Source organism: Phaeobacter sp. 11ANDIMAR09 (assembly GCF_001294455.1).
Classification (GTDB): Bacteria; Pseudomonadota; Alphaproteobacteria; order Rhodobacterales; family Rhodobacteraceae; genus Pseudophaeobacter.
In genome coordinates this window covers 1-5,125 of record NZ_LIKT01000065.1, presented here as the reverse complement: position 1 = coordinate 5,125, position 5,125 = coordinate 1, and the positions used below count along the sequence as shown (strand labels likewise).

The following is a 5,125-nucleotide window of genomic DNA, read 5'->3' as shown; positions in this document are numbered from 1 at the left end:
TTTCGGGGGGCAGGTCAGATTCTCAAGCTTTCTTTTTTGTTTTCGCTCTTCCGCCTCTCTCTGCCTCCAGCCACCCACCAACATTGCCTTTACTAACTTCCCCACATTTTTTGAAGGTTCCAATTTTTTAGTGTCTGACGTCATCGCTTATGGGTCCAAATAGGGCAATTTGATAAGAGAGTGTTTCTGGCTCATCGTGACCACCGAGGAGTGGACGATGAGACCGAGGAGTGGACGATGAGAAAGACAACCACGAGCCACGGCGAGAAGGTCGTCAAAGAGATAAAGCTGGGGACCCGCAAGCAGTATTCTTCGGAAGAGAAGATCCAGATCGTCTTGGATGGCCTGCGTGGCGAAAACAGTATAGCTGAGCTTTGCCGCCGTGAGGGCATTTCCTAGGGCGTTTACTACAAATGGTCAAAGGTGTTGATTGGCTCGGATACCTTGGACCTGGCTTTGCAGACTTGCGGCTGCGACCAGGTTCACGTCGTTCACAAGCCGCGTCTGCTGAGCGACAACGGGTCAAGCTACGTCTCTGGAGGTCTGGCGGAATGGTTGCAGGATAAAGGAATGATGCACAGCAGGGGCGCACCTTATCATCCCCAGACACAGGGCAAAATTGAGAGGTGGCATCAGACTTTGAAGAACCGCATCCTGCTGGAAAACTACTTCCTGCCCGGCGATCTCGAGGCCCGGATCAAAGCCTTGGTCGATCACTACGACCACCAACGCTACCACGAGAACCTGGGCAACCTCACACCCGCAGATGTCTACTTCGGGCGTAACAAAGCCATTCTGGAACAAAGGGAAAGGATCAAACAAAAGACGCTCGAAACGCGACGCTTGCACCATAGTCAACGCGCCGCATAATCAAACCAACCAGATGAGCCAAACATTGGAAGAAATGGTTCGATCTTCTACCCGACAGCTCCACCAAATTATCTTATTTGATTGTTCACCGATTTAGTTGGCTGAACCCAAAAGGCTGAATTTGGTTTCGGACACTGCCTCATGCGTGCAGTACTAGCGCCCTCCAAGCACTGCATTGACATTGCAGAATGCCCCCTCTGTTGCCATAGCCGTTTCGTGTGCCGGTCCAGACTAAAGCTTCCATTGCAAGACGCAGAGGCTGAGTGATTTAAGCCGACAGCGACGGTGCGGCTGGTGCAATTGAAACCCGTCTCGTCAATTCCCTAGGCAATCGAGGCATTGAATTGGGTAGCGCCGTGCGATCCGCGCACAAATTTGGAGAAATCAACCTTTTGTCAGCCTTTTTGGGGCTTCATTCAGGTTAGCCCTCCTTGATGTTCCAGAGCCAGGATCATTGGAAATCCAAGAACAAGGGGCCGCATTGATAAGGAACCGGCGATGTTTAAGATAAAAAAGCTACCCCTTTCGGCAAAGCTTCCGATGATTATGGTAGCCCTGACGGCAACCTTTCTAGTGACTGTTGCCTCTCTGATCTCTTCTTTGGCCGAGAAGAGCATTCGCAAAAACATCTATTCGGCACATGAGATAGAAGCCAAGGCCGGAGCCCAGGCGCTGGAGTTCCTGATCTCTTCGGCCCATTCCAACCTGGCGAGCCAAGCAAGTCAGCCAACAGTTTTCCGTGCAGTCAGCAATTTTTCTCGTGTGATCGGCATGATCGAGGAAGCTGACCCAATTGCCTATCTCAAACGGGTCTATGGCAGCGAAAACCCCAACCCGGTGGATCAACGTGCGCAGCTCGTCGATCCCGGTGATGGATCCTACTACAGCCAGTCCCATAACAGCTATCACCCAACCTTTCAGCGCACAGTTGAATTGAATGGCTACGAAGATCTCTATCTTTTTAATATGGAAGGCTTGCTGATCTACTCGGTCAAAAAGCTGGACGACTATGCCAACAACTTTGCCAGCGGTGAATTGGCCGAAACCGGTCTGGGGCAGTTGTTTGCTGAGGCGCTAGCGGCTGAGCCGGGCCATGTGGTGCATTCCGATTTTGCCCTCTACGGGCCCGCTGGTGACCTGCCTTCAGCCTTCTTGGCAACCCCAGTGCTGGACAAACGACAAAAAACAGTTGGTGTGATCGCCGTACGTTTGGGCAGTGCGGGAGTGGTTCAGGCCTTGACCAAGAACCTGACAGATCATGAGCACCAGAACATCTATCTGGTCAGTGCTGATGGGTTGGCGCGCAGCCCCTCGGCGCAGGGGGATAGCTTTGGGGTTATGGATGCTCTGCCGGATGTGCCGCAGATTCAGGCCGCCCGCAACGGTGAAACCGGCCGCTTTGACGGGGTTCCCGCCATGGCGGGGGGCAGCGCAACCGCCCTGGTGATACCTCTGGGGTTGCCTGGCTTTACCTGGTCGCTGGTCCTGGAAACCGACGAGGCCGCAGCCTTTGCAGAGCTGAACCAAATTCGCCTGCTGGCAATGGCGGTTATTGGTGGCTCTGTGTTGATTGCAATTGTGGTATCCCTGATCGCCGCCCGCCGGGTCACAAAACCCATTCTGGCCCTGCGTGAGGCGACAAATGCGCTGGCCGAGGATGACTATGATACTGACATCACCGGAAAATCCCGCAGCGATGAACTGGGGGATTTGGCCCGCAGCCTGGACAGTTTCCGCCACAAGCTAAAGCAGGCAGACGAAGCCGCCGTCCGCGAGGTGGAAGCTGCCCGGCAAACCGCCGCAGTGGTGGAGGAGACGAGTCGAGCGCTGTCGCAGCTTCAGGCCGGTAATCTGGCTTGTGACATTCAGGCGCCCTTTGCAGAGAGCTATGAAACCCTGCGCAAAAACTTCAACCAGAGCCTGGTCAATCTGCGCAACTCAATGGGCGAGGTGATCAGCGCGTCAGAACATGTCGGCAAGTTCTCGCAGGAGCAAAGTTCGTCGGCCGATGAGATGGCGCATCGCACCGAAAGTCAGGCTTCGACGCTGGAGCAGACGGCTTCGGCGCTACGTGAGCTGACCTCCAATATTGGAACCACGGCAGAACAGGCTTCGCAGATGGATCGGGCCATGAGTCGAACCCGGTCCGGGGCCGAAGGCAGCACCAAGGTTGTGACAGCAGCGGTGAGCGCGATGGACCAGATCCAGGAGACCTCCCGTGAAATTTCCAAAATCATCAATATGATTGATGACATTGCCTTTCAGACCAACCTGCTAGCGTTGAATGCCGGGGTCGAGGCTGCCCGCGCAGGCCAGTCCGGTGCTGGTTTTGCGGTGGTTGCCTCAGAGGTACGTGCTCTGGCCTTGCGGACATCGACGGCCGCCGGACAGATCCAGGAACTGACCTCGGCCAGCGAGACCCATGTTGCCAATGGTGTCGAGATGGTAGGCCAGGCCGGGGATGCCCTGTCAGGGATCATCACTCAAGTGAGCGAGGTCTCCTCTTTGGTGAGCGAGATCGCTAATGGGGTACGCAAACAATCCGAGGGTCTTGAGGAGATCAATGGCTCGATGGAAACTCTGGATGGGGTCACCCAGCAAAACGCTGCCATGGCGGAAGAAGCCTCTGCTTCTAGCCAGCTGTTGCAGCAAGAAGCGACCAGCCTGTCGGGGATCGTCAGCCGATTTGATCTTGGGCAGGGCAACCTGTCGGAAGGCCCGGTCGATGAGCAAACCACAGGTTGGACCGCCAACCCAACAGAGGCAGGGGATACCACCGATTGGGACGAGCCATTGTCAGCCTAAGGGCCACAAAGGTCACCGGTCGTACCGCCGATGATGCCTCCGATTGGGCCGTCTCCCCTCCGCCATAGATCCTACGCGCATCAACGCGGCCGACTGCTCACCGCCCCAAGCCTGAGCCTTCAGAAAGAGCGCCCCTCCTGAGCGGCGCTCTGACCCTTCGAATGTGTAACGGCCTAGAACGTCAGATCCAGCCCAATTTGCAACCCATAACTCTCGTAGTTGCTTCTGCCGATACCATCATAAAAGGTCTCGACCTGAAATATTCCCTGGTCCGCGAACCTATAGCTCACCCCCAGTTCGGCCCTGGCACGACCGCCCTCGGCTTCAGATGTCGTCGAGACCGCATTGCCCGACTTCCTCAGATGGGTGCCAATAGCACTGAAGCCACCAAACAACAGCAACTCGCCATTGCCGCGGCGCATCGCAATCGGGGTCTCAAAATCAAGCCCAATTTCAACTTGCCCCCAACCGATCCCCTGGCTTGGGATAAGATTGCCAAGGCTGTCCCGATAGGCCTCCTGATCGTCACTGGTATAGGCGAGCTGCAGCTTGGGCATCAGGGTGGTTTTGCCATAGAGCATCGCGCCCGAGATCTTCAGTAAAGCCAAAAAGCGCTCTGTGTCGACCTGATCCGTATAGGTTCCAAACGGCGAGACATCATTCGAGCTTTGACCATAGAGCACCCGCCCCTCAACATAGACATCGTGATCTGGGAACTTGGTGACAAAATAGGGTCCAATCAGCCAGCCTTTGCCCTTGATATTGGAGGCCCCATCGTCCTGATCCAGATAGTCAAACTGCAGCATTGCGCCAACCAGCAGGTTTGAATTGACCTTAAAGTGACTGCCGATTGCCCCAAAAACATAGGCACTGTCGCGCGTTCCCTCACGGCTAATTGCCCCCTGTAATCGGCTCCAAATCCGTGACCCTGGTCTGGTCGCGATGTCAAAATTACCGCGCCCCTGGGTCACCGCGAGGTTGAATTGCCCCTGCCTCTGCCCCGCCCCGAGACCCGACAAAAAGCCCGTCAGCTCCGGCTGATTACTGATCAACTGGGTCGCCCGTGCATTCATAAACTGACCAATAAGCTGGCTGGTTTCTTCAACTGTTGAACTCTGAACAGAGATTGCCGTGGATGCGGTATTGCCAGTGCCGGAAGCGTCCTGAGCCCCACCGGCTGCAACCGAAATCCCGAGATCTCCACTTCCTGTTGGTCGGATCGTGATCGTATAGATGCTGCCACTACCGACAAGCGTCACAACCGACCCATTGCTCACCACAACATCATTCATGGAAAATCCGGTAACGGCTTCAGAGAAAGTCGCCGTGACCTCAAAGGTCTCACCCGGCGCGACAGAGGTTGCACTGGTGGTCAAAGTCACCGTCGGCGCCACCACATCTAGATTGCTCAGGCCAAATGTCACATCCGTAAGCCCGGCGCTGGAGGCCA

Annotated in this window: 3 protein-coding genes and 1 pseudogene; 3 read left to right on the top strand and 1 reads right to left on the bottom strand. The window is 55.5% G+C overall.

Going from position 1 to position 5,125, the window contains the following annotated elements:
• The first annotated feature begins 237 nt into the window (after positions 1 to 237).
• The 3 genes and pseudogenes from AN476_RS23000 to AN476_RS21970 all read left to right on the top strand — a co-directional run bounded on the left by AN476_RS23000 (position 238) and on the right by AN476_RS21970 (position 3,675).
• Positions 238 to 399, top strand: a complete 162-nt coding sequence (locus AN476_RS23000; protein WP_157063854.1) for a hypothetical protein — start codon at positions 238 to 240, stop codon at positions 397 to 399.
• 42 nt (positions 400 to 441) lie between these two features.
• Positions 442 to 870, top strand: a pseudogene (locus tag AN476_RS21975) (integrase core domain-containing protein); the annotation flags it as partial.
• A gap of 498 nt (positions 871 to 1,368) precedes the next feature.
• Positions 1,369 to 3,675 carry a methyl-accepting chemotaxis protein gene (locus AN476_RS21970; protein ID WP_054463896.1) on the top strand — a complete coding sequence of 769 codons (2,307 nt, stop codon included), beginning with the start codon at positions 1,369 to 1,371 and terminating at the stop codon, positions 3,673 to 3,675.
• A gap of 173 nt (positions 3,676 to 3,848) precedes the next feature.
• On the opposite strand, the gene AN476_RS21965 is transcribed toward AN476_RS21970, so the two are convergent.
• The coding region (locus AN476_RS21965; RefSeq protein ID WP_157063853.1) for an Ig-like domain-containing protein at positions 3,849 to 5,125 on the bottom strand (1,277 nt) is incomplete at its 5' end.

Coding starts and splice junctions, on each gene's coding strand:
- AN476_RS21970 (WP_054463896.1), top strand. CDS start 1,369: ATGTTTAAGATAAAAAAGCTACCCCTTTCGGCAAAGCTTCCGATGATT.
- AN476_RS23000 (WP_157063854.1), top strand. CDS start 238: ATGAGAAAGACAACCACGAGCCACGGCGAGAAGGTCGTCAAAGAGATA.